Source organism: Microbacterium sp. B24, assembly GCF_000333415.1.
Classification (GTDB): Bacteria; Actinomycetota; Actinomycetes; order Actinomycetales; family Microbacteriaceae; genus Microbacterium.
Genome location: NZ_BADB01000355.1, coordinates 1 through 928, shown reverse-complemented (window position 1 = coordinate 928; position 928 = coordinate 1). Strand labels below are relative to the sequence as shown.

The following is a 928-nucleotide window of genomic DNA, read 5'->3' as shown; positions in this document are numbered from 1 at the left end:
TGCTCTGGACATCGGCTACCTCGGCCCGAAGAGCCTGCTGGAACCCCTGCTGCCCGGCATGCAGGGCCTGCTGGACGGCCCGTGGCTGTTCGCCGGCGTGCTGGGTGCTCTCCTCATCCGCAAGCCGGGAGCGGCGATCTACACCGAGACGCTCGCGGCCGTCGTCTCGGCCCTCGTCGGCAACCAGTGGGGCGGCTTCCTGACCCTCGAGGCGGGACTCGTTCAGGGTCTCGGAGCCGAGCTCGTCTTCCTGTTGTTCTTCTACCGGGCGTGGAAGCTCCCCGTCGCCATCCTCGCCGGCGCCGGGGCTGCCCTTGCGGGGGGCATCAACAATCTGATCCTCTGGTACGCCGGGGCCGACGCCGCGTTCACGGTGATCTACCTGATCTGCACCACCATCTCGGGCGCCGTCATCGCCGGTGCCCTCTCGTGGGTGCTCGCGCGCGGTCTCGCCGCGACCGGTGCGCTGGATCGCTTCGCCGCGGGGCGCGAACGCCGCGACCTCGTCTGAGCGTGGCCGTCGACCTCGGCGGGCCGGTCGCGCCGGTCACGGTCAGCGCCCAGGGATGGGGCTGGCGGCACGCGTCACGCCGGGCGTGGGCTGTGCGCGACGTGTCGTTTCGCATCGAACCCGGCGAACGCGTGCTGCTGCTCGGTGCTTCCGGCGCGGGCAAGTCGACCCTGCTGCAGGGGCTTGCGGGCGTGCTCGGCGGCGACGAGGAGGGCGAGTCGGCGGGAGCGCTGTTGATCGACGGCGTCCCTACCACGCAGACCCGCGGCCGGGCGGGCCTCGTGCTGCAGGATCCCGACGCGCAGGTGATCCTCGCGCGAGTGGGTGACGACGTCGCGTTCGGCTGCGAGAACCTGGGCGTGCCGCGTGAGGAGATCTGGCCGCGCGTGCACGCGGCACTGGATGCCGTGCGGCTCG

At 72.1% G+C, this 928-nt stretch carries 2 protein-coding genes; both read left to right on the top strand.

What is annotated here, in order from left to right:
* A partial coding sequence (locus I5I_RS09125) for an ECF transporter S component (RefSeq protein ID WP_036318523.1) occupies positions 1-511 on the top strand: 511 nt, incomplete at its 5' end.
* 2 nt (positions 512-513) lie between these two features.
* Positions 514-928: ABC transporter ATP-binding protein (locus tag I5I_RS09120; protein ID WP_036318521.1), on the top strand; the 415-nt coding region annotated here is incomplete at its 3' end.